At 62.1% G+C, this 25,855-nt stretch carries 25 protein-coding genes and 1 tRNA gene; 7 read left to right on the top strand and 19 right to left on the bottom strand.

Features of this window, described 5'->3' with window-relative positions:
* Positions 1-17 precede the first annotated feature (17 nt).
* The 5 genes from VRS74_RS00785 to VRS74_RS00765 all read right to left on the bottom strand — a co-directional run bounded on the left by VRS74_RS00785 (position 18) and on the right by VRS74_RS00765 (position 3,773).
* Positions 18-578 (bottom strand): hypothetical protein, encoded by a 561-nt coding sequence (locus VRS74_RS00785; RefSeq protein WP_354143328.1) that lies wholly within the window; start codon positions 576-578, stop codon positions 18-20.
* A 196-nt stretch (positions 579-774) separates the two neighbouring features.
* Entirely contained in the window at positions 775-1,011 is a 237-nt protein-coding gene (locus tag VRS74_RS00780; protein WP_354143327.1) for a hypothetical protein, read from the bottom strand.
* Between the two features lie 361 nt (positions 1,012-1,372).
* Positions 1,373-2,278, bottom strand: a complete 906-nt coding sequence (gene rimK / locus VRS74_RS00775) for a 30S ribosomal protein S6--L-glutamate ligase (RefSeq protein ID WP_354143326.1) — start codon at positions 2,276-2,278, stop codon at positions 1,373-1,375.
* Positions 2,279-2,282: 4 nt separating this feature from the next.
* Positions 2,283-2,753, bottom strand: a complete 471-nt coding sequence (locus VRS74_RS00770) for an ATP-dependent zinc protease family protein (protein WP_354143325.1) — start codon at positions 2,751-2,753, stop codon at positions 2,283-2,285.
* Complete coding sequence (locus VRS74_RS00765) at positions 2,754-3,773, bottom strand: YncE family protein (protein ID WP_354143324.1); 1,020 nt, start codon at positions 3,771-3,773, stop codon at positions 2,754-2,756.
* A gap of 307 nt (positions 3,774-4,080) precedes the next feature.
* Between VRS74_RS00765 and VRS74_RS00760 the strand changes: the two genes are divergently transcribed.
* Positions 4,081-4,650 carry a metal-independent carbonic anhydrase family protein gene (locus VRS74_RS00760; protein WP_354143323.1) on the top strand — a complete coding sequence of 190 codons (570 nt, stop codon included), beginning with the start codon at positions 4,081-4,083 and terminating at the stop codon, positions 4,648-4,650.
* An 84-nt stretch (positions 4,651-4,734) separates the two neighbouring features.
* Here the strand turns inward: VRS74_RS00760 and VRS74_RS00755 are convergent, their stop codons facing one another.
* The 3 genes from VRS74_RS00755 to VRS74_RS00745 all read right to left on the bottom strand — a co-directional run bounded on the left by VRS74_RS00755 (position 4,735) and on the right by VRS74_RS00745 (position 8,110).
* Positions 4,735-6,594 (bottom strand): M2 family metallopeptidase, encoded by a 1,860-nt coding sequence (locus VRS74_RS00755; protein WP_354143322.1) that lies wholly within the window; start codon positions 6,592-6,594, stop codon positions 4,735-4,737.
* 113 nt (positions 6,595-6,707) lie between these two features.
* Complete coding sequence (locus tag VRS74_RS00750; RefSeq protein ID WP_354143321.1) at positions 6,708-7,466, bottom strand: alpha/beta fold hydrolase; 759 nt, start codon at positions 7,464-7,466, stop codon at positions 6,708-6,710.
* Positions 7,463-8,110, bottom strand: coding sequence for a 2-hydroxychromene-2-carboxylate isomerase (locus VRS74_RS00745; protein ID WP_354143320.1), 648 nt, complete (start codon positions 8,108-8,110; stop codon positions 7,463-7,465). The genes VRS74_RS00750 and VRS74_RS00745 overlap by 4 nt, the downstream gene beginning before the upstream one ends.
* Before the next feature lie 79 nt (positions 8,111-8,189).
* Here VRS74_RS00745 and VRS74_RS00740 point away from each other — a divergent pair, with 79 nt between their 5' ends.
* Genes VRS74_RS00740 through VRS74_RS00730 form a run of 3 tightly spaced genes read left to right on the top strand, consistent with a single transcriptional unit; the run spans position 8,190 to position 11,291 of the window.
* Positions 8,190-8,633, top strand: a complete 444-nt coding sequence (locus tag VRS74_RS00740) for a MarR family winged helix-turn-helix transcriptional regulator (protein ID WP_354143319.1) — start codon at positions 8,190-8,192, stop codon at positions 8,631-8,633.
* Positions 8,626-9,708: an HlyD family secretion protein gene (locus tag VRS74_RS00735; RefSeq protein ID WP_354143318.1), complete on the top strand. Its 1,083-nt coding sequence runs from the start codon at positions 8,626-8,628 to the stop codon at positions 9,706-9,708. Before VRS74_RS00740 ends, VRS74_RS00735 begins: the two co-directional genes overlap by 8 nt.
* A 2-nt stretch (positions 9,709-9,710) precedes the next feature.
* Positions 9,711-11,291, top strand: a complete 1,581-nt coding sequence (locus VRS74_RS00730; protein ID WP_354143317.1) for a DHA2 family efflux MFS transporter permease subunit — start codon at positions 9,711-9,713, stop codon at positions 11,289-11,291.
* Positions 11,292-11,297: 6 nt separating this feature from the next.
* Here VRS74_RS00730 and VRS74_RS00725 read toward each other — a convergent pair whose 3' ends face one another.
* The 11 genes from VRS74_RS00725 to VRS74_RS00675 form a co-directional block, all read right to left on the bottom strand.
* Positions 11,298-12,323, bottom strand: coding sequence for an aspartate-semialdehyde dehydrogenase (locus VRS74_RS00725; protein WP_354143316.1), 1,026 nt, complete (start codon positions 12,321-12,323; stop codon positions 11,298-11,300).
* A 75-nt stretch (positions 12,324-12,398) separates the two neighbouring features.
* The gene (locus VRS74_RS00720) at positions 12,399-13,595 is read right to left on the bottom strand and encodes an APC family permease (protein WP_354143315.1); all 1,197 of its coding nucleotides are present in this window, start codon (positions 13,593-13,595) and stop codon (positions 12,399-12,401) included.
* Position 13,596: 1 nt separating this feature from the next.
* Complete coding sequence (locus tag VRS74_RS00715) at positions 13,597-15,831, bottom strand: S9 family peptidase (RefSeq protein ID WP_354143314.1); 2,235 nt, start codon at positions 15,829-15,831, stop codon at positions 13,597-13,599.
* Between the two features lie 98 nt (positions 15,832-15,929).
* A complete protein-coding gene (gene rplS, locus VRS74_RS00710) occupies positions 15,930-16,301 on the bottom strand; it encodes a 50S ribosomal protein L19 (protein WP_354143313.1) in 372 nt (123 codons plus the stop codon).
* Positions 16,298-17,185: a tRNA (guanosine(37)-N1)-methyltransferase TrmD gene (gene trmD / locus VRS74_RS00705; protein ID WP_354143312.1), complete on the bottom strand. Its 888-nt coding sequence runs from the start codon at positions 17,183-17,185 to the stop codon at positions 16,298-16,300. The genes rplS and trmD overlap by 4 nt, the downstream gene beginning before the upstream one ends.
* A 310-nt stretch (positions 17,186-17,495) precedes the next feature.
* Positions 17,496-18,449 (bottom strand): carbon-nitrogen hydrolase family protein, encoded by a 954-nt coding sequence (locus VRS74_RS00700; protein ID WP_354143311.1) that lies wholly within the window; start codon positions 18,447-18,449, stop codon positions 17,496-17,498.
* Between the two features lie 4 nt (positions 18,450-18,453).
* Positions 18,454-18,957, bottom strand: coding sequence for a ribosome maturation factor RimM (gene rimM / locus VRS74_RS00695; RefSeq protein ID WP_354143310.1), 504 nt, complete (start codon positions 18,955-18,957; stop codon positions 18,454-18,456).
* A gap of 8 nt (positions 18,958-18,965) precedes the next feature.
* A complete protein-coding gene (rpsP, locus tag VRS74_RS00690; RefSeq protein WP_354143309.1) occupies positions 18,966-19,505 on the bottom strand; it encodes a 30S ribosomal protein S16 in 540 nt (179 codons plus the stop codon).
* A gap of 33 nt (positions 19,506-19,538) precedes the next feature.
* Positions 19,539-21,011 carry a signal recognition particle protein gene (gene ffh, locus VRS74_RS00685; RefSeq protein ID WP_354143308.1) on the bottom strand — a complete coding sequence of 491 codons (1,473 nt, stop codon included), beginning with the start codon at positions 21,009-21,011 and terminating at the stop codon, positions 19,539-19,541.
* Between the two features lie 178 nt (positions 21,012-21,189).
* Positions 21,190-21,265: transfer RNA gene (locus tag VRS74_RS00680), tRNA-Ala, on the bottom strand.
* A gap of 79 nt (positions 21,266-21,344) precedes the next feature.
* Positions 21,345-21,680 carry a TIGR02300 family protein gene (locus tag VRS74_RS00675; RefSeq protein ID WP_354143307.1) on the bottom strand — a complete coding sequence of 112 codons (336 nt, stop codon included), beginning with the start codon at positions 21,678-21,680 and terminating at the stop codon, positions 21,345-21,347.
* Positions 21,681-21,801: 121 nt separating this feature from the next.
* Between VRS74_RS00675 and aroA the strand changes: the two genes are divergently transcribed.
* From aroA to rpsA, 3 genes are all read left to right on the top strand, one after another.
* On the top strand, positions 21,802-23,172 hold the full coding sequence (gene aroA, locus VRS74_RS00670; RefSeq protein ID WP_435521358.1) for a 3-phosphoshikimate 1-carboxyvinyltransferase: 1,371 nt from the start codon (positions 21,802-21,804) through the stop codon (positions 23,170-23,172).
* Positions 23,169-23,792, top strand: coding sequence for a (d)CMP kinase (locus tag VRS74_RS00665; RefSeq protein WP_354143305.1), 624 nt, complete (start codon positions 23,169-23,171; stop codon positions 23,790-23,792). The genes aroA and VRS74_RS00665 overlap by 4 nt, the downstream gene beginning before the upstream one ends.
* A 347-nt stretch (positions 23,793-24,139) precedes the next feature.
* Entirely contained in the window at positions 24,140-25,843 is a 1,704-nt protein-coding gene (gene rpsA / locus VRS74_RS00660; RefSeq protein ID WP_354143304.1) for a 30S ribosomal protein S1, read from the top strand.
* The last annotated feature ends 12 nt before the right edge of the window (positions 25,844-25,855 follow it).

Below are 25,855 nucleotides of genomic sequence, written 5' to 3'. Positions count from 1 at the left end.
TGCGAACGGGCCAACAGTTATTGTTGCGCCAACCGAATCATGGTCAACAGTACCTGTCCGGCGTAGAACAAGGGCGAAAATGGATCGTTCCCTTCAACGAGTGCCTGCTCCGGCCTTGCCGTGCCAAAAACTCCAGCGGGCGTCGTTACATAGAAGGTCATCTCGCCTTCCGCCGGGAGAGGATAGTCGGAAACCAACTCCATCGCTTCGACATGGGATTCTGCAGTGGCCACGAACTGCCTGGCAGCGGCTGCGACCTCTGGTGACGCCGCTCCCGCACCGATGATGCCGCCACCCGTGGAGAAATAAAGGCTCGCATCTCCGGATGCGAATGCCACCATGGTCGCCGTCGCCCTTCCCCTGGGCATGTCCATGACGATACCCAAGGGTTCCTTTGACCCGGATTGCTCCAGCCCGATCTGCGCAGCATCCACTTCAAGGGCCAGGTTCCTCAAGTCGACATAGATTTCGTTTGGTTCGACGGATCCCTTGGGTTCTTCTTGCGCGGCCGCTGGCGTTGCTCCTGCAAATGCGACTGCCAAAATCATCTTGATCGCCGATACGAGCTTCGACTTCATTATGCCTCTCCCTGATACCTGCGACGCCGTTAGTGCGCCGCCCGTGATCAGCAAGAGATAGCTTGCACTAGTCCTCCACCGCGCGCCCTTTGGACTCGACCGCCATGGCGCAGTGATCCCGGTCGATGGCGGGTTGATGGCGCGCAACGCGTAGTGGCGGGAATCGGGTAAAAAGCGGGTGTAGGCGGAAAGCTTCTCAGCCGCGCCGAACCTTGCGAAAGCGCCCCAGTTTATCCCGCCGGTAGTCGAGCCTCTGCGTGGGCTTGTTCAGCCATCGAAAGAAACGCCTGAAGACGGACTGGCCGCCCTGCATGCGATCGTTCTGGGACTGTTCGTCTGCGAAATCGGCACTCAGCCAGTACACAAGCGCGCAAATGCCGAGAACGCCGACAATCGGCACCAGCCCAATCACGATCAGGAATATTGTGAGCATAGCTCGGCCCCCAACTCGAATACGAGCCTAGCCGATTTGGAGCGGTGCATCAAAGCGCAAGAGAAACGGTTCGGCCCAGCACCTGTAGTCGGGTAGTTCGCAGACACTTGCCCACCTTCGTCATCCCCATGGTTGCAAAGCACAGCCGGTGGCCGAACGCGGGGATGAAGAGTTTTAGGTCGCCAGCCGCCATTCCGGTTTTCCTACAGCGCCGCGTTCTGGCAAGAACACTCTGTTCTTTGCCATCGTTGTATCGTCGCTCAAGCCAGCCTTTTCGGTAAAATCCGGGAGGAAGGTTTTTCTCTCTAAGACCCTGTCGCATGTGTCGCATCGGTTGGGGGAAGGCCCGGAGGCCCGGCGTCTATCCCTTGCCCTTCGTCTTGGTCTTCCCAGCCCTGGCGTTCTCTTCGATGAACTTGATGATCATCCCGGCCACGTCCTTGCCGGTCGCCACTTCGATCCCTTCGAGGCCGGGCGAGGAGTTGACCTCCATGATCACCGGGCCGTGATTTGACCGCAGCATGTCGACCCCGCAGACGTTGAGGCCCATCCAGCGTGCCGCGCGCACTGCGGTGGAGCGTTCCTCGGGAGTGATCTTGATAACTTCGGCGCTGCCGCCGCGATGCAGGTTCGAACGGAACTCGTCGGGCGCGCCGCTACGTTTCATCGCCGCAACCACCTTGCCGCCGACCACCAGCGCGCGAATATCCGTGCCGCCGGCTTCCTTGATGAACTCCTGCACCAATATGTTCACATTGGCGCCGCGGAAGGCCTCGATCACCGATTTGGCGCTGGACATCGTCTCGGCCAGCACCACGCCGATCCCCTGCGTGCCCTCAAGCAGCTTGATCACCACCGGCGGTCCCTTCACCGCCTTGATGATCTCCTCCGCCTGCTTGGGATCGTTGGCATAGGCGGTGAGCGGAAGCCCGATGCCGTGCTTTGCCAGTATCTGCATCGAACGCAGCTTGTCGCGGCTGCGCCCGATCGCCACGCTTTCATTGAGCGGCCACACCCCGCCCATCTCGAACTGGCGCAGCACCGCCAGGCCGTAATGCGTGATCGAGGCCCCGATACGCGGAATGACCGCGTCGTAGCGCGCCAGCGTCTCGCCATTATAGGTCACGGTGGGGCGATGGCTGGCGATGTTCACCGTGCAGCGCAGCGTGTTGAGCACATCGATAGTATGGCCGCGCGCCTCCGCCGCCTCGACCAGCCGCTTGTGCGAATAGAGCCCGGGATTGCGGGCCAGCATGGCGATCTTCATCTGTCTATCCTTGGCTCTTCAACAGCTTGCGCTCTTGCCGGGTAGATTGGAGATAGGACCGGCCCGGATCGACCAGGAAGCGGCTTTTCAGCGCCGTCCGGCCGATCAGGATCGGGAATTTCATGTCGGACCGGTCAGCCAGGCTGAACTCGGCCCGGAAAGCATAATCGCCCAGCACCAGCCGCGTCCGGATGATGAAGCGATCCTGCGCTTCGCCGTTCGAACTGGTGATGATGCGCCGGTCGGCCCTTGGCACTTCGCAGGTTACCGCCTCGTTACGCCCCTGCCCCAGGTCGAGCAGGAAGCGGACCCAGCGCTGCCCGTCGCGGTCGAACCGCTCGATATCGGTGGCATGGAGCGAGGATGTGCGCGCGCCGGTGTCGATCTTGGCCGGGATCCGCACGGAAGCGAGGTCGGGCAAGCCGACCATTTCCCGCCAACCGACCAGTGCCGGAGGTGACTTGGCTGTCGCCACTCAGCGTGCGCCCAGGATGGCCATGCCGTCGCCACCCTCGCCCGTCGAAAGCCGGCGCAGCACCTTGCCGCTAGCAAAATCGACTTCGGCAACGGTGTCGGTGCCGGTTTCGGCAGCGTAGATCCGCTTGCCATCGTCCGACCAGATGATCGTGACCTGCTGGCGGGTTGCGGCTTCGCCAGCACCGGACAAGGCGATGCTGCGGACAAGCGTGGCGGTCCGCGTGTCGATGACCGACAGTCCGCCATCCTCGAGATCGCCGGTGACCGCGAAATCGCCCTGCGGGCGCACTGCGATGCGCAGCGGGAAGCGACCGGTCGCAACTTCATGTCGGACTTCCATCGTCACGGGATCTAGCGCGAAAGCCTTGTCGGATTCGCGGGCGGAAACCCACAGGGTCGAACCATCCGGCGCGAGCGCGATCCCTTCGGGTTCCTCGCCAACCGTCACCGAGATCGGTGCGCGGCGGGTGAGCAGGTCCACGCGCGTGACCGTCTTCGAGCCGAGGTCGGTGGTCCATGCAGTACGTCCGTCGGGAGCGACCGCGAGCATATGGCTGCCGCGCTTGCCGGTTCCGAACTCGAAAGTCTCGCCCTTGCCCAGCGGATCGCGGATCCAGAAGACCGACTGCCGCCCCTCGGCGGTCGAATAGAGGTCGCCATTGGCATGCCACACGATCCCGTGCGGGCGGGCATTCTCGCCAAGATTGATGCTGGCAACCCGGCCAAGGTCGGAAGTGCGGAATATGTCGACACTCGTGCCGCCATAGCAGGCAAGCGCGACGTGCTGGCCGTCGGGCGAAGTCGCCAATTCATGCGGGTTGGCGCAGCTTTCGACGCGCTTGGTCTCGGTGCCACTAGCAAGGTCGATCAGCGACAGCGAATTCCCGCGCTTGTTGGCGACGAACAATGTGCCATGCGTGGCGCTTGCGCCTGTCGCCGCACCATAGGTCCCGCCATTCGTTGACGCGCAGGCGGACAGCGCAAGGGTTGCACAGGCAATGCCGATCACTTGCTTCACGCATTCTCTCCCGCTTGTATCGCGTCGGTATTTGCGCCGCCTTACTGCAAGCTTGGCCACGCGCCAAAGGGCTTTCGCCTGCCGATAATATAATTTCATCTGAAACCGGAACCGATCACTCGATGCGAAGTTTCAGCAGCACGGGCCGGGCCCCTCTGGCGTGCAACATGAAAATGCACGCGATGTCGGACCGTATCGGCTCTGGTCGAGTTACGGTCCGGCACATGGCCGCCGCTCACCCAGCGTCACCCTTGTTCATCAATCGCCGTTCCCACTGAAGGGGCGGACGAATTCGTTGGAGTATTCAATGCGCAAGAATGTGATGCTTCCCGCAATCGCAGCCGCCAGCCTGGCGCTCGCGGCTTGCGGCGAAACCGCTACCGATTCCGCTGAAACCACTGAAACCGCAGTCGCGCCGATCACTTTGGAAGAAGTTGCCGCCGCCCAGCAGGCATGGGGCGAAGGTATCGTCAACATCGGCAAGGTGTTCACCGACGGTGGCGACGTGAAGGCCGCCGCCGAAGAACACATCAACAAGTTCTATGCCTATGAAGACGGCAAGGACGTGCTGTTCAAGCCCACGCTGGCCGCCGAAGACCAGTTCCGCGGTACGTTCGATGAAGCGCTGAGCTATTTCATCGGCACCGAAGGCACCGAGGACAAGGGCTTTGCGATCAAGCCCTGGACCAATGTCCGCTGGGAAAACGAAGGCACCGTGACCGATGGCGACAGCGCCATGGCGATGGGCAATTACTATTTCACCGACACCGACGGCAATGACACCAAGGTGGAATACACCTTCGGCTACATTCGTGACGGCGAGGGCAATCTGAAGATCAATCTGCACCACTCTTCGGTGCCCTTCAGCGCCAACTGAGCTCCAGTCAGCGGCCCGCCCCCGTGGCGGTATGGAACCCCCGCCGCAGCGCTTGCGGCGGGGGTTTTCAATTGTCGCGGGCGCTTACCAGCCCTTCGGCTTGCCCTTGTTCTGCTTGTCGAGCCACTTCATCAGCGGAGCGAAATATTCCATCATCGCCTTGCCGCTGATCTGCCGCTCGCCGGTGAAGGCTTCGAGGGCATCAGGCCAGGGCTTGGATGCGCCCATTTCGAGCATCGCGTTGAGGTTCTTGCCGACTTCCTCATTGCCGTAGAAGCTGCAACGGTGCAGCGGGCCCTTCCAGCCCGCCTGGTCGCATGCGGCCTTGTAGAACTGGAACTGCAGGATCCGCGCGAGGAAATAGCGGGTATAGGGAACATTGCCCGGGACGTGATATTTCGCGCCCGGATCGAAGGCATCGGGGCGACGTTCGACCGGAGGCACGATCCCCTGGTAGTCGCGGCGCAACTTGGTCCATGCCTCATTATAATCGCCCGGCTGCACAGAGCCGTCGAACAGGCTCCAGCGATAGCGGTCGACCAGCAGGCCGAACGGCAGGAAGGCAACCTTGTCCATCGCCTGGCGGAGGAGCAAGCCGATGTCCTTGTCGGCGCTCGGCACATCGTTCTTGTCGAGCATGCCGATCTGCACGAGGTATTCGGGCGTGATCGACAGCGCGATCATGTCGCCGATCGCTTCGTGGAAGCCGTCATTCGCGCCGTTGAGGTAGAGGTAGTCCTGCTTGTTGTAGGCGCGCTGGTAGTAATTGTGGCCAAGCTCGTGGTGGATGGTGATGAAGTCATCTGCCTTGGGCTTGATGCACATCTTGATCCGCAGGTCCTCGACATTGTCGATGTCCCATGCGCTGGCGTGGCAGATGACTTCGCGGTCGCGCGGCTTCACGAACTGGCTGCGTTCCCAGAAGGTTTCCGGCAGCGGAGCAAAGCCGAGCGAGGAGAAGAACTGTTCGCCCACGCGCACCATGTCGGTTTCGCTGAGGCCCTTCTGCGCGATCAAATCGGTCAGGTCATAGCCGATGTCGCCCGCGCCTTCAGGCGCGACGAGCGGGTAGATGTTGCCCCATTCCTGCGCCCACATATTGCCAAGCAGGTCGGCGCGGATCGGACCCTTCGCGGGTTGGACCGCATCGCCGTACTTCTCGTTCAGCTTCGAGCGGACATAGGTGTGCAGCGCGACGTAAAGCGGCTTCACTTCCTGCCACATCCGCTCGGTCTCGGCGGCGAACTGGTCAGGGTCCATGTCGTAGTTCGAACGCCACATCGCACCCAGATCGGCAAAGCCGAGGTCCTTCGCGCCATCATTGGCTATCGAGATCATGCGGGTGTAGTCATCGCGCATCGGCGCACCGACATTATCGTGCCAGCTGGCCCACATTTCGGCCAGCTCGGCCGGAGTGCGGTCGAGATTGCCCATTTCGGCTTCGATGTCGGAGCCGTTGATTTCCTGGCCGTTGAGCGTGCCGCGGCCCTTGCCGTACATCGAGCCCAGCTTGGTGGCGATTTCGTTCAGTTCGGTCGCCGCGTCTTCACGCACCGGGGCGGGCATGACGATGCCGTTGCGCAGGATGTCGAGCTTGCGCGCAACTTCCGGGTCGAGCCCTTTGACGCGGGCATAGCGCGCCGCTTCATTGGCATAGGCAACCGATTTTTCGGTGGCGATCGCGCCGTACTTCGCCGCCAGCGTATCGCTGTCATGGTTGATGTAGGTCGCGTTGATCCACGACACATGGCCGAACTCGACCGAGAAGCCGAAAAGGTCCTTTTCGACCATTGCGATCCACGCCGCGGCGCCTTCGGGCGTCAACGGATAGGCGTCAGTAGAAGCGGCCGACGGCGTTGTGCCCGCATCGTCTGCAAGAACGGGGGTGGTGGTGGCAGCCAGCGAAATCGCCAGCGCCGAAAGCGCGACCTTCGAAAATTTCATGGGTGCGATCCCTAAAATGTCAGCAAGAATTTTGCGCCAAAGCGACTGGCTGCGTAGCAGCGGTTAATCAAGCGGCACCGAGGGATTTTCGACGAACAGCGATCGAAGGCGGATCAACCGAGCAGAAAGGTGACAATCGCTTCGCCCATTTCGGGCTTGGTGGCAGAGATCAGGTGATTACCCGGAGTCTCGACATAGGTCGCATTGGGCAGCAAATCCGCAAGATCGCGAGCCGAGCCATTGTCCCGATCCTCGTCTCCGCACACCACCAATGTCGGCATGGTGACATTGGCAAGGAGGTCCAGCGAAAGGTCGGGCATCGTGTCGAGCAGCATTCGCGCCGCAAGCCGGTCGACACCCTGCGATTTGAGGAACTGGCGCGAGTAATAGGCTGGATCGCCTGGCCCGATCGCATCGAATTCGTCGATCACGCGGCGGAAATGGCTCGCGCGCTTCTGCCACTCGCCCAGGCCGGCAGTGCCCATGCCCCCGACAATGAGGCGCGAAGGCGCAAGCACTCCTTTCGCCACAGCATGGAGCGAGGTACGCGCGCCCAGCGAAAAGCCACCCAGGTCGTATTCGTCGAGACCCAGATGCACGACCAGCGCCACGACATCGCGCACCAGCACGTTGGTCGGGTATTTCGCCGGATCGGTCGGGCTCTCGCTTTGGCCATGAACACGGAAATCGAGCATGATCGCTTCGAATCCTGCATCGGCGATCCGCTGGGCATGGCCCCATTTGATCCAGTTCATCTCAGCGCTGGAAAACAGGCCGTGCAACAGCACGACCGGTCGACCTTCGCCGCAGCGATGCACCGCCAGCCGCGTACCGTCGAAGCTGGCGAAGAATTCGGTCCTGACTTCGCTCACCGCTCGGCCAGCCCTTTTTGCTCCATGCGCCACTTGGCCGTTTCGATCCGGTCCTGCCCGAAGAACGGCTCTCCTTCGAAGACGAGCGTAGGGACGCCCCAATGACCTGCAGCGGTGAGCGCGTCCTGGTTTTCAGAGATTTCGGCATCCAGCGCGTCAGCCTGGGCTGTCACCTCGGCATCCAGTTCCGCCAGGTCAAGCCCGGCACGGCTGACCGCCTCCGCGAGGTGCTCACCTTCATGCCAATCGTCAACTGCGCCTGACCAGATGACTTTCGAAACCTCGTCGGCAAATGCAAGACCCTTGCCTCGCTTCTGCGCGGCCTGACCCATCCGCGTCAGCCGATGAATGTAAGGCTGATCTTCCGACACCTTGCGCGTCATCATGTCCTGCACAACCGGATCAGGTCGCGGCCAGCGATAGGGAATGCCAAGCATTTGCGCCGAACGCGCCGCATCGATGAAGATGTAGCGTCCTTGCAGCGCATTGGTGAACAATATGTCCGGGTCGCGAATCGCAATCGGATAGACCGGCCTCAGTGCGATATCGACCGTGTGCGTTTCCGAGAGCTCGCGATATCGCCCGATGGCGAGGTAGCTGTAGGGCGAACGGAAGCTGAAATAGAGATCTGCGTTAAGTGCCATTAAACCAAGCTAGTCGCGATTTCTCCGGACCGCCAGAGCCTGCTTGCACATAGTAAGTGTGCTTATTATATGCTCGCGTATGATTCCCGAGCTTGGCTACCGAATGTCCGACAACTCGCGCCTTTTGCGACGCCTCTTCGACGAGCGCGTGCGCGACCTTGGCCTGACTGCAGCACAGGCCCGGCTGCTATTGTCGCTCGACCATTTCCCCGACCAGAACCAGTGCTTCCACGCCGACCGGCTGGAGATCGAACCGATCACCCTCACACGGATCGCCGACAGGATGGAAGAAGCCGGCTGGCTCGAACGGCGCAGCGATCCGGCTGACCGGCGCGCGCGCATTCTTCACCTGACGGGCAAGAGCCGTGACATCGTCGACAAATTGCAATCGACGGTCGAGCATTTGTTCGAGGATACGCTGCGAGGATTGAGCGCGACCGAACGCGATACGTTGGGCAAGCTGCTCGATCGTATCGGCGAAAATCTGGCACGCGCACGCGAGCAGGAGCCCGTCCATGGCTGATATCGACGCACAGTTCGAAACGTCCAACGGGACCGAACCGCCTGCCGCGAACGAAGTGAACGCACGCCCGCGCCGCAACTGGCGGCGGCTTGCGCTGATGCTCTCCGTTCCGTTCCTGCTGCTGGTCGGCGCGGGGATCTACTGGATCGGCCTGATCGGCAAGGTCTCGACCGACAATGCCTATGTGCAGGCGGACAAGGTCTCCGTAAGCGCCGAAGTCGGTGGCCGCATCGTCGAGACTTACGTCAAGGAAGGCGATTTGGTGACGGCGGGGCAATTGCTGTTCCGGATCGATCCCGAGCCCTACCAGCTGGCGCTCGACGAAGCCCAGGCCGACCTCGCCCTGGCACAAGCCAATGTGATTGCACTGTCCAATTCCAGCGATCTCGCCGGGGTCGATATCTCTGCCGCGCGCGAGGACATCGCCTTCGCCCAATCGCGGTTAGAACGCGTGAGTACTCTGCGTGACAGAGGGTTCAGCACCAAGGCCGATTTCGAAGCGGCCGAGCATGCCGTGACTCAAGCGCGCGAAGGGCTGCGCCAGGCCGAAGCGAAACAGCGTGAGGCCCGTGCCAAGCTTGCCACAGCTCCGGCGGTCCCCGGCGAGAACCCGCAGGTCGCCCGCGCCCGCGCGCGAATTGCCGATGCCGAACTGGCGCTGCGCCGCACCGAGGTTCGTGCGCCCGCACCCGGACAGATTGCACAGGCCGATCGCCTTCTCGTTGGGCAACAGGTGGTCGCAAACCTGCCGGTGGTCACGCTGGTCAAATCCGATGCCAGCTATGTCGAGGCCAATTTCAAGGAAACCGACCTCACCGACATGCGCGAGGGCCAGCGCGCCAAGGTCACGCTCGATGCCTATCCGGGTCTTGAACTGAAAGGCAAAGTCACTTCGATCGGCGCAGGCACCGGCTCCGAATTCTCGGTCCTGCCCGCGCAAAACGCCACCGGCAATTGGGTCAAGGTAACCCAGCGCGTGCCAGTGAAGATCGAGATCGAAGGGAAGAGCCCACGGCGGCTGATCGCGGGGCTTTCCGCCGACGTAACGGTCTATACCGCCGACCGCGACGAATAGGCATGGCAAGCGCGGCACAACCGGCCGGAAGTGCTGCCGGTCACCCGCACCAGAGCGACGAAGCGCACCTGCACGCCGACAATTACTGGCTGCTGATTGTCGGGATCATGGCGGCGTCGCTGCTGCAGATCCTTGACACCACCATCGCCAATGTAGCCATCCCGCACATGCAGGCTTCGCTCGGAGCGACCATCGACAGCGTCACCTGGGTACTCACCAGTTATATCATCGCTTCGGCAGTGGCCCTGCCCATCACCGGCTGGCTGGCCGATCGGATCGGTGCCCGGCGGTTGTTCATAGGTTCGGTAGCGGGCTTCATTTTCACATCGATGTTGTGCGGCATGGCGCAGAACCTCGAAGAGATGGTGATCTTCCGCGCGATGCAGGGCGTGGCCGGCGCCTTCATCGCTCCGCTCAGCCAAGCCTTCATGCTCGATATCACCCGCCCCAGTCGCCATCCGCAGGTGATGGCGATCTGGAGCATGGGGATCATGATCGGCCCGATCCTCGGCCCAATTCTTGGCGGGTGGCTGACGGAGAGCGCTAACTGGCGGTGGGTCTTCTACGTCAATTTGCCGATCGGCATACTCTCGCTCGCTGCGTTGATCGCCTACCTGCCCCAGCCAGAGCAGCGTCGCCGCCCGTTCGACCTTACCGGTTTCATACTTCTGGCGATCGCCCTGTCGGGGCTTCAGCTGATGCTCGACCGTGGCGGGCATCTCGACTGGTTCGACGCGACTGAAATCTGGATCTACGCACTGCTGGCACTTTCCGCGGGCTGGATGGTGGTGATTCACCTCTCCACAGCCAAGCATCCCATGTTCGACACCGCACTGTTCCGCGATCGCAATTTCGCTTTCGCCATGCTGTTCATGCTGGTGATCGGTGTAGTGATGTTCGCCACCATGGCGCTGTTGCCGCCGATGCTCCAAAATCTCTTCGGCTATGGCGTGATCGACACCGGCATCGTGCTGATGCCGCGCGGCATAGGTATCCTTATCAGCATGCAGGTTTCTAGCTGGCTGATGCGCCGCGGCTGGGATGCAAGGCCAGTAGTGGCGATGGGCTTCCTGATCTGCGGATTCTCATTATGGCAAATGGCACACTGGTCGCTCGCGGTTGACCAGTTCCACATCATCGCGACCGGCCTTACGCAGGGCCTTGGCATGGGGCTGGTGTTCATCCCGCTCCAGGTTAGCGCCTTCGCCACGCTTGCGCCGCGCCTGCGGACCGAAGGGTCAAGCCTGCTCAACCTCTTCCGCTCGCTTGGGGCCTCGGTCGGCATTGCCCTCATGACCGTGCTGCTGGGCAGTAACATCCAGACAAGCCACAGCGTCCTTGCCGGGCATATTACCGCTGCAACCGGTAGCGTGATCGACGTCTCGACTATCGACCGGTTCCAGGCGCTGGGCGACATGGCGCTGCGCATCATGGATGCCGAAGTCAACCGGCAGGCTACGATGATCGCTTACATCAACGATTTCTGGCTGATGATGTGGATCACCATCGCAGCAGCGCCACTCGCCTTCTTCATGCGCAGCAATCCGCACATGCAAGGCAAGCTGCCTCCGCCAAGCGAATAGGCTGGATCAGCCCTTCTTGAGGTGTCGACGGCCGAGCAGTTCGGCAATTTGCACCGCATTGAGGGCTGCGCCCTTCCTGAGGTTGTCAGACACGCACCACAGGTTGAGCCCGTTCTCCACGGTCGGGTCGTCACGCACGCGGCTGATATAGGTCGCCCCGTCGCCCACGCATTCGATCGGGGTGATGTAGCCACCGTCCTCGCGCTTATCGACGAGCATGACGCCGGGCGCTTCGCGCAGGATATCCTGCGCTTCGGCTGCCGACAGTTCCTTTTCGAACTCGATGGTCACCGCTTCGGAATGGCCGACGAACACCGGCACGCGAACGCAAGTTGCGGTGAGCTTGATCTTCGGATCGAGGATCTTCTTGGTCTCGACCGTCATCTTCCATTCTTCCTTGGTGTAGCCATCGTCCAGGAAGACATCGATATGCGGGATCAGGTTGAAGGCGATCTGCTTGGTGAACTTCTTCGCTTCCACCGGGTCACCGACGAAAATCGCACGGCTCTGTTCGAACAACTCGTCCATCCCGGCTTTGCCTGCGCCCGAAACTGACTGATAGGTCGATACGACCACGCGCTTGATCGTCGCGGCATCATGCAGCGGCTTCAGCGCCACCACCAGCTGCGCAGTCGAGCAGTTGGGATTGGCGATGATGTTCTTCTTCGAATAGCCGTCGATCGCATCCGGGTTCACCTCGGGCACGATCAGCGGCACGTCCGGGTCCATCCGCCAGTACGAGCTGTTATCGATCACCACGCAGCCCTGCGCCGCCGCCTTGGGTGCGTATTCCTTGGCCGGGCCACCGCCTGCAGAAAACAGCGCTATATCGTAGCCGGTGAAATCGAAATGCTCGATGTTCTTGCATTTGAGCATGCGGCCCGTGTCGCCGAATTCCACTTCGGTTCCAGTGGAGCGCGACGAAGCAACCGCTGCGACTTCGTCACAGGGGAACTCGCGCTCGGCAAGGATCTGCATCATCTCGCGCCCGACATTTCCGGTCGCGCCGACAACGGCAACACGATAGCCCATCAAACCAGCCTTTCTCACGGCGTCAGGGACGCCTCGGAGCCGGCCAGTTAGCCGCCCTGAGCCATTAGCGCAACGTCATACAAAACCGGCAAGGTAGAGCACCAGCATCACCGCGCCGCCGAGCGATCCGGCGAGGCCGAACATCGCGATTGCGCGGGCACCCGCGCGGCAATGGATCGCCAGCCCGTTCACCAGGGCAAAGATCAACAGGAACACGAGACTGGCTGATTCAACGAGGCCCGAAATGGTCCCGAACAGGACAAAGATCGCCGCCACGCCCGAGATCACCAGCGTGCCAAACCAGGGGACATCGCGCGCGCCGCGACGAGCGAAAAGTTCAGGCAATTCCCCGTCACGGGCGGCGCTTTCGGCAAGGCGCGCGGTGGCGAAGACTGTGGCGTTGATCGCGGAACTCGCGGAGAAGGTCGCAGCGATCGAAACGGCGATGAAACCGAACGTGCCGAGCGCATCGCGGCCGGCAATTGCGAGCGCGATCTCCTCCTGCTCGACGATGGACTTTGCGCCCGCCAGCATTGTCGCACCCAATGCGACCAGCACATAGGTAGCCATGGTCACAAGGATGGCGGCAGGCATCGCAATATGGATCGTACGCGGTGCGTCGCGCATTTCCTCATAATCGTAACTCAGCAGCTGGAAGCCCTCATAGGCCATGAAGACCACGCCCATCCCCACCAGCGCCGCGCCCAGGCCCAGCGGCTGAGCGGTGTCGAGCACAAGCCTCTCCGGCGCCCAGTGCCACAGGCCAAGCCCGGCGAGCCCCAGCAGGATGACCAGCTTGCCCCACACTGCGACCTCTTCGAGCAAGGTGGCCTGCACCGCGCCCAGTAAATTGACCCCGGCCAGAACCACGATCGCCGCAATCGCCGCGAACAGCGCAACCCATTGCGGCGCGCCGAAGGCGTTTGCGGCATAGGCTCCGAAGGTCACGGCATAGACCGATACAGTCAGCGTATATCCGGCGATGAGTATCCACACGACCGCCAGTGCCAGCCGGTTCCAGCCGAGATAGCGTAGATAGGCATAAGACCCGCCCGATTTGCCGATCTTTCGCGTCATGGCCGAATAGCTGTGGCCCGAAGCGAGCGCGACGATCCCGCCAAGCAGGAAGCTTAGCCAGGCCCATTCGCCCGCGACGGCAATCACCACTCCCAGCGTCGAGAAAATCCCGCCGCCGATCATACCCCCGACCGCCATGGCCCAGGCGCCTGCCAGGCCAAGTGCATGGCGGTGTTCGTGGGTATCCTGGGTCATGTCACTCCGGTGGCGTTACACCATGCCGCTCGAGGAAATTGAAGATCGTGTTCCACAGATGCGGCGACACTTGCTCTCCGGCGACGCGGTGGGTGTAGCCAGGATATAGCATCATTTCGAACGGTACGTTGTTGCCCTGCAGCTTGGCGATCAGTTCGGATGAATTCTCGAACACGACGTTGTCGTCGGCCATGCCGTGGATCAGCAGCAGAGGATCGGTCATCTTCGTCGCATCCTCCATCGCATTGGCCTTGGTATAGGCTTCCGGCACTTGCCGGGGATCGCCCATGAAACGCTCGGTATAGTGGGTGTCGTAGAGTTCCCACTTGGTCACTGGTGCGCCGGAAATCCCGGCCGCATAGGTGCCGGGTTCGGCCTGCAGCCGCTTGAGCGTCATGTAGCCGCCATAGGACCAGCCGTAGATCGCGATCTTGTCCGGATCGACGAAATCCAGCGTCTTGAGGAACTCGGTGCCCTTGGCCTGGTCCACAACTTCGACCCCGCCCATGGCATGGTAGAGCGGCTGTTCGAATTCGACCCCGCGATTGGCCGAGCCGCGATTGTCGAGCACGAACCAGATGTAGCCCTTATCAACAACCGCTTGCGCCAGTGCACCTTCCCATGCCCGGTCGACCATTTGAGGGCCCGGCCCGCCATAATGCATCACGAACACGGGGTATTTCTTGCCCGCTTCCATCTGGGGCTTGAGCATCATCCAGTGCAGCGGCGTGCCGTCATCTGCAGCGACCGTGCCGAACTCCGGCGAAGCGTGGCCAGCTAGATAGGGCGCGTAAGGATGGCTGGTGTCCAGTGCATTTTCCTCGACCCAAGCGATACGGTTGCCCGCCGTGTCGGCAAGGTACGCCTGCGCCGGCTGCACCGGCGAAGAACGCGTCACCAGCAGCGATTGCGCTTTCTTGTCCATGACCGAGGCATTGACGTAGCCGGGCTCGGTCAGCCTCTGCCACTCACCGGGCTTGGCCAAGTCCAGCGCATAGACATGCCGTTCAAGCACGCCTTCGGCATTGCCTTCGAAATAGACCCGGCCAAGCTCTTCATCGACCCCGGCGAGGCGGGTGACGACCCACTCCCCGCTGGTCAGCTGAGTCCATTCGCCGTCCTTGAAATGGTAGAGATGGCCGAAGCCATCGCGCTCGCTCCACCAGATGAGCGAGCCATCCTCCATGAAGCGATAGTCATTGCCGAGATTGATCCAGTAGTTCTCGCGCGCGGCCCGCTCGGTGAACCAGACTTCGCTCTTGCCGGTCTCCGGATCGACCCTGAGCATGTCCAGCACGGTCTGTTCGCGGTTCTGCCGCTGGACATAGATCGCGCTGCCATCGGGCGCCCAGTCGACCCGGGCTAGGTAGATGTCGGTCTCAGGCCCCAGATCGACCTTCACGCGACGCTTCCCGTCGGGATCCATCACATACAGCTCGACAATCGCATTGTCGGTGCCAGCCGCCGGATAGCGTTGCTCGAACACCTTGGTTCCGGTGGCGCCGATCGCCGCGCGGGTGACGATGCCGACCGGGCTTTCGTCCGTGCGCTGCACCACGATCCGGCTCTCGTCGGGCGACCACCAGAAGCCGTCCATCCGCGCCATTTCCTCTTGCGCGACGAATTCGGCTTCACCCCAGCGAATGGTATCCGCTTCCCTGGGAGTGATGGGCTTGGCCTCTTGCCCGACCTTGCCAACCCAAAGCTGGCGGTCGCGCACGAATGAGATGAAACTGCCCTCGCCGCTCAGCGTCGGGTTGAGCTCGGTTTCCTCAGTATCGGTGAGCCGCTGGACAGTGCCGTCGAGTCCCGCGAGGTAGAGGTCACCATCGAGGGGAACCAGCACCGCCTTGCCGTCGCTGGCCCATTGATAGCTGATGATGCCGCGCAGATTTCCGACCCGCATGCGCTCGCGCTGCATCTTCTCGTCTTCGCTCAGCTCGCGGCCCGTACCGAGCTTCGCCGAATCGACCAGCATGGTCCACTCGCCGCTCTCGCGGTCGAAGCCCCACAGATCGTAGCGGTCGCGTTCGTCCTCGCGGTTGCGCAGCAATGTCAGGTAGCGCCCGTCGGGCGAAAGCTTGGGTTGGCGCGGGCTCGGCCCGTCGAGCGAAGGCGAGGCAAAGACCCGCTCGAAAGTGAGTTGGGGCGCTTCGTTCACCGAAGGGTCCTCGGCAAGGGCCGGAGCGGAAAGTGAAAGCAGGGCGGCGGCGGTTGAAAGAAGAAGGCTGCGCATGACAATGACGAATTTCCCGAATTGATTGCGACCAAAGAAAAAGGGCGCCCCGGCATATCGCCGAGACGCCCTTCGTCAAAACTTTTCAGGCGAAAGCCTTACGCGTCGGCCTTCACATTGTCGCGACGTTCGGCAATGCGAGCGCTCTTGCCGGTGCGGCCACGCAGGTAATAGAGCTTGGCGCGACGCACCACGCCGCGGCGAACCACGGTGATGCTGTCGACGATCGGCGAGTAGAGCGGGAACACGCGTTCCACGCCTTCGCCGAAGCTCATCTTGCGGACGGTGAAGTTCGAGCCCATGCCACGGTTCGAGCGGGCAATCACAACACCTTCGTAATTCTGGATGCGCTCGCGGTTGCCTTCGACAACCTTCACGCCAACGCGCACGGTGTCACCGGCACGGAATTCGGGAATGGCCTTGCCAGCCTTGGCAATTTCTTCCGCTTCGATCTGCTGGATCAGGTTCACTGGTCCAAGTCCTTCTTCTTTCGCCGCGCGCCAGAGGCAGGCTGGGCCCGAGCGCCACTATAGCGCTCCCAAAGGTCCGGCCTGCGTAACCGAGTGTCGTCTTCGCTACGCGACTTGCGCCATGCAGCGATTTTCGCATGATCCCCCGATCGCAGCACTTCAGGGATCGTGCGCCCTTCCCATTCCTGAGGTCGGGTATATTGCGGATATTCCAGCAGCCCTTCCTCGAAGGACTCCTCGTGCCCGCTATCGGGCGCGCCCATTACGCCGGGAAGCAGGCGAATGCAAGCGTCAAGTATGGCGAGAGCGGCGGGCTCTCCCCCCGAGAGAACGATGTCGGCGAGCGATATTTGCTCGATATCCGGCCGCGCTTCGAAGAGTCGCTCGTCAAAGCCCTCGAACCGGCCGCAGATGATGGTGACACCGGGGCCGGATGCGATCTCGCGAATGCGCTCCTGCGTGATCGGTTTTCCGCGCGGGGTCATGGCGAGGATCGGGATCGCTCCGCTCCCCATTCGTGCTGAGTTTGTAGAAGCATGAACTGGCCGTTCGTGAGACCCTTCGACAGGCTCAGGGCGAACGGCCTCCCTTGTATCGCCTGCTTTTGTATCCGTTCCTGCTGAGCCGGTCGAAGTACCAACGGATTGCTTCTGGACGACGTAATCCAAAGCAGCCGCCAGCACATCTGGCTTGAGTACCATTCCCGCCCCGCCGCCTGCTGGCGTATCGTCGACCGTGCGATGCTTGTCGGTGGCGAAATCGCGGATCTGCACAGTCTGGCAGGACCAGTCGCCACGTTCGAGCGCCTTGCCCGCGAGCGAAACACCCAGCGGCCCTGGGAACATCTCCGGATAGAGCGTGAGGATGGTAGCAGAGAAGGTCATTGGGATTTAGCGCCCAAAATGCGCGAGTTGATCCGGAATCCAATTGGCCAAGCGACAAATAGCAGTCCCGCCAAGACGACGACTAAAAAAAGTAGGCCTTGCGCTTCCGGCCCAGAATCGCAGCACCCATCCGGAACGAAACCGGCAACGGTCCACAGAGTGAGAAGAATCGGAAGTACGCCCGAAGTTGCCAAGGCTATTTTGGCGTGAGAAACATCGCGAACCAGTCGACTACCAATCCATGCAAGGCCCGCAGAGAATCCTAGCGCAATTGCCCCAGCCAAGAGAGCGACCAAGAAGGCAGCTAATATTAGCGCTCCCATATGACGCCACCTTTGTTCTGCGTGTCGACATGAAGCTGAAACACGTCAGGCCGCGAATAATGGCCATCGGTGTCGAGGCTCGCTAGCCCCTCGCCAATCGCTGCCAGGTCAAACTCGGCATGGAGAGTTTCTTCACCCTCGCCCGCCTGCGCGATCACACCGGCATCGGGCGCGGCGATCAGCGATCCACCTCGATTGAGCTTCTCGCCCTCGATCGCATTGAGAAGCCCCAGCGCGTCAGCATTGCCGCCCACGCGCTCCAACCCATCGAACAGGTCGTCGCGGCTTTGCACCAGCCCTGCTGCAAGGACGAAACAGCGCCCCTCCATCGCATAGTGCCGCGATGCGATGGCATATTGCTCGCGCACGGTCGGCCAGGCGGCCACATGCACGCACTCACCCAGATTATGCATCGCCGCGCGGGCAAGCGGCATCCAGTGTTCCCAGCATATCAGCGAGCCGAGATTGCCCCACTCCGCCTCATGCACATTGAGCGTCGAGCCGTCACCGCGCGCCCACACCAGCCGCTCGCCATGCGTCGGCACGAGCTTGCGGTGCGGCAGCGGCCTGGCGCCGGGGCGAATGGTGAACTGCGTGTTGGTGAGGCTGCGACGCACGCGCTCATGGGCGCCGATAGAGATGATCGCGCCAGTGGCGTCGACAAGCTTCTGCAAGGGAGCAAGCCGCTCGTCATTCTCGACCAGCGCCTGTTCGAGCAGGATGTTGTGCAGCGCGCGCGTGCCGGGATGATCCCACAATGCCGCTCCGGGCGCTTCGTCGAGCCACAGCGGATAGCCGCCAAGGAAGGTTTCGCCGAATGCAACGACCTGCGCCCCGCCTTCGATCGCTTCGCGCGCGAGGCGCGCGGCCTTGGCTATCCCGTCTGCAAAATGCAGCGGAACCGGTGCAGCCTGGCAAATGGCGACGTGAAGCGTGCTCATGCGCTCACTCGTCGGCGAAATCGGCCGATATCACAAGCCGTTCGCCATTCCATTCGGGCACGGCGGCCTCGATCATCGGCACCATGAAGGTCTTGGCGCCCTTCTCGGGCGCGGGGAGCTTCTCGATCTCGATGATGTCGGTGGCACCAAAATTGTGGACCGCAATCGTGCGACCCACCGGTTCGCCTGCATCGGTGACCACTGGCAGACCGATGATGTCGGCGTGGTAAAACTCGCCTTCGTCCAATGACGGGAACTGGTCGCGCTCGACGGTAAGTGCAGTGCCGCGCAATTTCTCGGCATCGCCGCGGCCCGACACCTCGGCAAATCGGGCGATCGCACCACCCTTGTTGTCAGGGCGGATTTTCTTGAGGGTCAGCGTACCCCCATTGAAGCTGGTGAAACGGGAGAGCGCATCAGCGCCTTCTCCAAACAGCTTCAGGCGGACCTCGCCCGTCACACCGTGCGCGCCGGTGATGGCCGCAAGCGTGACGGGCTTGTCCGACATGGAAAGGCTTACTCGGCCTTTTCTTCGGCAGCTTCTTCAGCCGGAGCTTCTTCAGCTGCTGCTTCTTCAGCCGGAGCTTCTTCAGCTGCTGCTTCTTCGGCCGGTGCTTCCTCGGCAGCAACTTCTTCAGCCGACGCTTCTTCAGCAGCGGCTTCTTCGGTCACGGCTTCGACTTCAACGGCTTCGGCAGCTGCTGCGGCTTCTTCAGCCTCGGCCAGCTTGGCAGCCTTTTCCTCTGCGCGTTCCTTGGCGGCATCGCCCGGTTCGCCCTTCTTCGGGTTGTTGCGCGGCGCACGCTCGAGGATGCCGGCGGCATCGAAGAAGCGATGGACGCGGTCGGTCGGCTTGGCACCAACCGAAAGCCAGTGACGCGCACGGTCTTCGTTGAGCTTCACGCGCTCGCCGCTGTCCTTGGGCAGCATCGGATTATAGGTGCCGATCTGCTCGAGATACTTGCCGTCACGCGGGCTGCGCGTGTCCGACACGACGATGCGGTAGTAAGGGCGCTTCTTCGCGCCACCGCGCGAGAGACGGATTGCAACTGCCATTGTACTTTACCTTTCCAGTCTAAATTCTTGAAATCACTTCTTGTTCAATAAATCGCGAAGTTCGGGTGGGAGCGTGTCCGGATCGACGGTGGGGCCTTTCGGGCCGCCTAGGCCGGGCATTCCTGCACCGGGGCCACCGAGCCCCGGCATGGCTGCACCCAAACCGCCACCGCCGAACAGGGCGCCAAGGCCCTTGAGCCCGCCCATCTTCTTGATCTGCTTCATCGCGCGGGACATTTCCTGGTGCATCTTCAGCACCTTGTTCACTTCCTGCACTTCGGTCCCGCTGCCCGCCGCAACACGTTTCTTGCGCTTGGCGTTCAGCAATTCGGGGCGCGCGCGTTCCTTCGGCGTCATCGAGCCGATGATCGCGTCCATATGGACCAGGACCTTGTCGTCCATGCCGCTTGCAGCGAGCGCGGCCTTGGCCTTCTTCATGCCCGGCATCATGCCCGCGAGCATGCCCAGCCCGCCCATGCTCTGCATCTGGCGCAGTTGGGTGCGCAGGTCGTTGAGGTCGAACTGGCCCTTTGCCATGCGCTTGGCGAGCGCTTCGGCATCTTCTTCCTTGATCGTCGCCGCGGCTTTTTCGACCAGGCTGACGACATCGCCCATGCCCAGGATCCGGCCGGCAACGCGCTTGGGATCGAATGCCTCAATCGCGTCGAGCTTTTCGCCCGTACCCGCAAACTTGATCGGCTTGCCGGTGACATGCCGCATCGAAAGCGCCGCACCGCCACGGGCATCGCCGTCCATGCGGGTCAAGACCACGCCGGTCAGCGGCACTTCGCCACTGAAGCTTTGGGCCACGTTGACCGCATCCTGGCCCGTAAGGCTGTCGACGACCAGCAGCACTTCCTCCGGCGCCGAAACGCCTGCCACAGCCTTCATTTCGGCCATCAGCGCTTCGTCGACATGCAGGCGGCCCGCGGTGTCGAGCAGCAGGACATCGACCGCCTGAAGCCGTGCGGCTTCCATCGCGCGGCGAGCGATATCGACCGGCTGCTGGCCAGGGACGATCGGCAGCGTTGCGACTTCGACCTGCTCGCCCAGCACCTTGAGCTGTTCCTGCGCGGCGGGCCGCTGCACGTCGAGCGACGCCATCAGCGCCTTCTTGCCGTGCTTTTCCTTGATCAGCTTGCCGAGCTTGGCGGTGGTGGTCGTCTTACCCGAGCCCTGCAGGCCGACCATCATGATCACGACCGGCGGCTTGGCGTCGAGTTGGAGACCCTCCACCTCGGCACCGCCGAGCATCTCGACCAGTTCGTCATTGACGATCTTGACGACTTGCTGGCCCGGCGTGATCGAGCGCAACACGTCCTGGCCCACGGCCTTTTCGGTAACGTTGTCGATGAAACGGCGGGCAACCGGCAGGGCGACATCGGCTTCAAGCAGCGCAACGCGCACTTCGCGCATCGCATCGCGCACGTCCTGCTCGGACAGCGCGCCGCGCCCGCGCAAGCGGTCGAACACATTGCCAAGGCGATCTGACAGATTGTCAAACATGCCTGCCCGTCACTCCTTCCGCCGGCCAAAACCGGCTAAACGCGAAAAACGCCGGCGGACGAAACCTCGTCGGCCAGCGTGCGGAATTGTTTATCTGGTCGCTTCCCGAGCCGAAAAAGTGATGCCCACTTTTTCTGAGAAACTCCCGGATCGAAATCCGACTTTGTTCAGTCTCGAGTGGTGGAGCCTAGCGGGATCGAACCGCTGACCTCTACAATGCCATTGTAGCGCTCTCCCAGCTGAGCTAAGGCCCCGAGCACTCGATATATGCAGGCGTTCCGGCCTGCGGGAAGCGCCCTTTATAAAGCGCGCCTCCCCTTTGCAACAGCTAAATCAGCTATCGTCTTCGTCATCGTCGCCCGCGCCCGTGCTCACGCCCAGGTCGTCGTCGCCGCCAAGGTCGACGTCGTTGTCCGGCGAATCATCATCTTCGTCGATGTTCTCCAGATCCTCCAGATCGTCGTCGCCGCCCAGATCGGCGTCGGCATCGGCTTCTTTCTTCTTCTCTTCTTCCTCGAACGGAATCGGCTGCTTCGGCTTGAGCACCGGCTCAGGATACCATTCTTCGCCGCATTCGATGCAGGCGACGGGCTCGGACTTGCCCAGATCGTAAAAGCGTTCCCCACATTTGGGGCAGGAACGCTTGGTGCCCCATTCTGGCTTTGCCATGATTTCGTATTCCTTCGGTCGGGCCCGGTTTGGACGGTCGCGGGCCACGCAAAAAATTCTCTTTCTTGATGGGTAGCAAATCAGCCCGAATCAAGAGCGCGGCGCGCCTTGCCATAGGGGCATGGCGCTGTCAAAAGCCCCGCACATCCATTCTGCTCCAGACATACCGGATCAAAGCTTGACCAGCCATCGTTTCCAGCCTCAGGGCCCGCTCTCCGGCCGCCTGCGCGTGCCCGGCGACAAGTCGATCAGCCACCGCTCGATCATGTTCGGCGCACTTGCCGTGGGTGAGACGTGCGTGACAGGCCTGCTCGAAGGCGAAGACGTGATGGCCACCGCAGCGGCGATGCGCGCGATGGGCGCGACGATCACAAAGCAGGGCGACGAATGGCGTATCCATGGCGTTGGCGTCGGTGGCCTGCTCCAGCCCACCGGCGCACTCGACATGGGCAATAGCGGCACTTCAACCCGCCTGCTGATGGGCCTCGTTGCGAGCCATGCCATCACGGCGGCCTTCACAGGAGATGCCAGCCTGTCGAAGCGCCCGATGGGCCGGGTGATCGAGCCCCTCAGCCGGATGGGTGCGAGTTTCGAGGCGAGCCCCGGCGGGACATTGCCGCTGCTGATGCGCGGAGCCCAGCCTGCAGTTCCGATCGAATACCGCCTGCCCGTGGCCAGCGCGCAGGTGAAGAGCGCGGTGCTGCTGGCGGGGCTCAACACGCCCGGCATCACCACTGTAATCGAACCCGTGCCGACCCGCGACCATTCCGAACGGATGCTGCGCGGTTTCGGCGCGGAACTGGATGTCGAAGAGATCGGTGGCGAGCGCATTATTCGCATTCACGGCGAAGCGGAACTGAAGCCACAGCAGGTCGTGGTGCCAGGCGACCCCTCTTCGGCCGCCTTCTTCATCGTTGCCGCGCTGATCACGGAAGGCAGCGACCTTGTGATCGACAACATCGGATTGAACCCGACCCGGGCCGGCCTGATCGAAGTGCTGCGCCAAATGGGCGGCAACATCGAGGAACTGGACCGGCGCGAAGTGGGCGGTGAGCCTGTGGCGGATCTTCGTGTGAAGCACTCAGCGCTAACGGGCATTGAAGTCGATCCGGCAATCGCGCCTTCGATGATCGACGAATTCCCTGTGTTGTTCGTGGCTGCCGCATTGGCGCAAGGCACAACCGTGACCAGCGGTCTCGACGAATTGCGCGTGAAGGAATCGGACCGCCTGTCCGCCATGGCCGCCGCTCTCACGCTGGCCGGCGCAAGGGTCACGGAATGCGAGGATGGACTAGTTATCGAAGGCACCGGCGGCGAACCTTTGGCGGGCACGACGGGCGAACCCGTCACCACCCATCTCGACCATCGCATCGCAATGAGCATGGCCGTCGCCGGACTCGCGAGCCGAGGCGGGGTCGAGGTCGACGACACATCCCCCATCGCAACCAGCTTCCCCAATTTCATGGCGCTGCTTGAGGGGGCTTCGCAATGATCATTGCAGTCGATGGCCCCACCGCCTCAGGCAAAGGCACGATCGCCAAGGCGCTCGCTGCGCACTTCGGATTGCCGCATCTCGACACCGGCCTGCTCTATCGCGCGGTCGGCTACCAATGCGGCGAAAGCGGCGGCAATCCTGACGATCCCGCCGATGCGCTGGCAGCCTGCGGATTTCCCGACAGCCTGCTCGACAATCGCGAACTGCGCTCCGAAGCGACCGGCGGCTTCGCCAGCCGCGTCTCGACCCATCCTGAAGTGAGGAAGGCGCTGTACGAACGCCAGCGAGCATTCGCCACGCAGCCCGGCGGTGCAGTGCTCGACGGGCGCGACATCGGCACGGTGATCGCGCCTGAAGCCGAAGTGAAGCTGTTCGTCACCGCCAGCGTGCAGGAACGCGCGCGGCGGCGCTGGCTCGAGATGCAGGATCGGGAGATCGAACTCCCGCTCTCCGCAATCGAGCGCAACATTATCGAGCGAGACGCACGCGACATCAATCGCAAGGACGCCCCGCTTCGCGCAGCGCGGGATGCGCTTGTGATCGACACCACCAGCATGGGCCGCGATCAGGCGATCGCAGCCGCTATCGAAGCGGTAGATACTGCGCTGGAACGCTAAAACCGCTGTCCTACATCGGCGGCTTTCGCCAGATTGGCCGCATGTTCCAGGCCCCGGTACTTACCCCTGAGGATTCTAGTCATTGGACTGTGTCGCATGTGTCGCATCGAGCCGGGCCAGGACAGCAACGCCGCATCGCATTTCCCTTGCTTTTGAGCCTGCTTTCCCCTAGGCGCCCGCCCGTCCCGGACATCCCCGGATTGAAAGGACCTTCGCGACGGCGTCCGGCCACGCGGAGATGTCGGCCTCTTGCCCCGCCAGCCTGCGCAATGGTGCACAGGAAGCGGTAAAAGACCCCGGAAAAACCGGTGGCCGGTAGCAAACATGTGAACAGGATACCCTGAACTATGGCAACTTCTGCCAATCCCACGCGCGCCGATTTCGAGGCGCTGCTTAACGAACAGCTCGGCGGCGCCGGCGAAGAAGGCTTCGAAGGCCGCGTCGTCAAGGGCACCGTTACCGCCATCGAAAACGGCATGGCGATGATCGATGTTGGCCTGAAGAGCGAAGGCCGCATCCCCCTCAAGGAATTTGCACGCGGCGAAGACGAGCATGGCCTGACGGTCGGCTCGGAAGTCGAAGTGTTCGTGGACCGCGTCGAAAACGCTGACGGCGAAGCGATGCTGAGCCACGACCGCGCCCGCCGCGAAGCCGCCTGGGACAAGCTGGAAAGCGAATTCGGCGAAGGCAAGCGCGTCGATGGCCGCATCTTCGGCCGCGTGAAGGGCGGCTTCACCGTCGATCTCGACGGCGCCGTGGCCTTCCTGCCCGGCTCGCAGGTCGATATCCGCCCTGTGCGCGACGTCACTCCGCTGATGGACGTGCCGCAGCCCTTCCAGATCCTCAAGATGGACCGTCGCCGCGGCAACATCGTCGTTTCGCGTCGCGCAGTGCTGGAAGAAACCCGCGCCGAGCAGCGCAGCGAACTGATCGACAAGCTGACCGAAGGCCAGGTGATCGACGGCGTCGTGAAGAACATCACCGACTACGGTGCCTTCGTCGACCTCGGCGGCATCGACGGCCTGCTCCATGTCACCGACATGAGCTACAAGCGCGTCAACCACCCGAGCGAAGTCATCAATATCGGTGACGTCGTGACCGTGCAGATCGTTCGCATCAACGAAGATACGCAGCGCATCAGCCTGGGCATGAAGCAGCTCGAAAGCGACCCGTGGGATGGCGTGGCGGCGAAGTATCCGGTGGGCCTGAAGCTCAGCGGCACTGTCACCAACATCACCGAATACGGCGCATTCGTCGAACTCGAGCCGGGCATCGAAGGCCTGGTCCACGTGTCCGAAATGAGCTGGACCAAGAAGAACGTCCACCCGGGCAAGATCGTTTCGACCTCGCAGGAAGTCGAAGTGATGGTACTGGAAGTCGACAGCGACAAGCGCCGCATCTCGCTCGGCCTCAAGCAGGCACAGCGCAACCCGTGGGAAGAGTTCGCCGAAAAGCACCCGGTCGGCAGCGAAGTCGAAGGCGAAGTCAAGAACGCCACCGAATTCGGCCTGTTCATCGGCCTCGACGGCGATGTGGACGGCATGGTGCACATGTCGGACATCGCTTGGGGCATCTCTGGCGAAGACGCGCTGGCGCTTCACCGCAAGGGTGAAATGGTCAAGGCTGTCGTGCTCGATGTCGACGTCGACAAGGAACGCATCAGCCTGGGCATGAAGCAGCTCGAAAAGGGTGCTCCTTCGGCTGCTGGCGCAGACTCGGGCTCGCTCCGCAAGAACCAGACCGTCACCGTCACCGTGCTCGAAGTGCGCGACGGTGGCCTCGAAGTCCAGGTTGGCGACGATGGCGCTACCGGCTTCATCAAGCGTTCGGACCTCGGCCGCGACCGCGACGAGCAGCGTCCTGACCGCTTCCAGGTCGGCTCGAAGGTCGACGCCATGGTGACCGGCTTCGACCGTTCGAAGAAGCCGAACTTCTCGATCAAGGCGCGTCAGATCGCCGAAGAGAAGGAAGCGGTGGCACAGTTCGGTTCGTCCGACTCGGGAGCATCGCTCGGCGACATCCTGGGCGAAGCGCTAAAGAAGAAGGATTGATCCTACGGCACC

This window comes from Altererythrobacter litoralis (assembly GCF_036324225.1).
In the GTDB taxonomy this organism is placed as follows: domain Bacteria; phylum Pseudomonadota; class Alphaproteobacteria; order Sphingomonadales; family Sphingomonadaceae; genus Erythrobacter; species Erythrobacter litoralis_A.
This window is presented reverse-complemented; position numbering and strand designations above follow the sequence as displayed.